Consider the following 968-nt stretch of genomic DNA (forward strand, 5'->3'; position numbering starts at 1 on the left):
ATACCCCCCCGAGCGCCTCGCCTTCATGCTCAAGGACGCCGACCCCAGGCTCGTCCTCACCGCCGGCACCGCCGGCCGCGCCCTGCCCGACACCGCCCCGCTCCTCCGCCTCGACGACACCGCACTCCTCGCCCAGCTCGAACGCTCCCCCGACACCAACCCCACCGACGACACCCGCCTGCACCCCCTCCAACCCCTCCACCCCGCCTATCTCATCTACACCTCCGGCTCCACCGGAACTCCAAAGGGAATCTTTGTTTCGCATCAAAATATCAATGTCTTTATTCAGAACATACGACAGCTTAGCGAAGCTAATCAGTACAAAAAATGCAGTTTATTTACATCGATCAATTTTGACGTTTCGATTTATGAAGCATTTACAAGTCTCCTAGAAGGAGGAGAGCTTTGGATTGCACCCGAGCGTGTGAGGTTGGATGGCTTTTCTTTTGCCCATTGGATTACCACGAACAGCATTGAATCCGTCTATGTCCCGCCATTCTTCCTGACGGATTTCGAAGTGGCACTGCGCCAGCCGCAAACTAGACCCAAGCTTCGACGCCTCCTGGTGGGGGTCGAGCCAATTGATGAATCGCTGCTGACCAATCTACAAAGCCGTATCGCAGGGCTGCGCATTCTAAACGGGTACGGCCCGACCGAGACCACGGTCTGCGCCACCGTTTATGATGTTCCTTATGGCTCAGGCGCCAATAGTCCCACTTCCATTGGCCGGCCTCTGCCCAACACGCGTGTGTATGTGCTGGACGGTGGGCTGCATCCGGTGCCTGCGGGAGTGCCGGGGGAGCTGTACATCGCGGGGGCGGGTCTGGCGCGGGGCTATCTCAACCGCCCGGGCCTGACCGCCGAGCGCTTCGTCGCCTGCCCCTTCGGGCCTCCCGGCGCCCGCATGTACCGCACCGGCGACCTCGCCCGCTGGCGCCCCGACGGCGTCCTCGACTTCCTAGGCCGCG

1 protein-coding gene is annotated in these 968 nt (G+C 61.0%); it reads left to right on the top strand.

The window, feature by feature from the left end; genetic code table 11:
• Positions 1–25 precede the first annotated feature (25 nt).
• Positions 26–968 (top strand): AMP-binding protein (locus AB4112_RS35975; protein ID WP_441727263.1); only part of this gene is annotated, 943 nt, incomplete at its 3' end.

The sequence above is a fragment of the Inquilinus sp. 2KB_23 genome (assembly GCF_052115705.1).
Lineage (GTDB): Bacteria > Pseudomonadota > Alphaproteobacteria > DSM-16000 > Inquilinaceae > Inquilinus > Inquilinus ginsengisoli_A.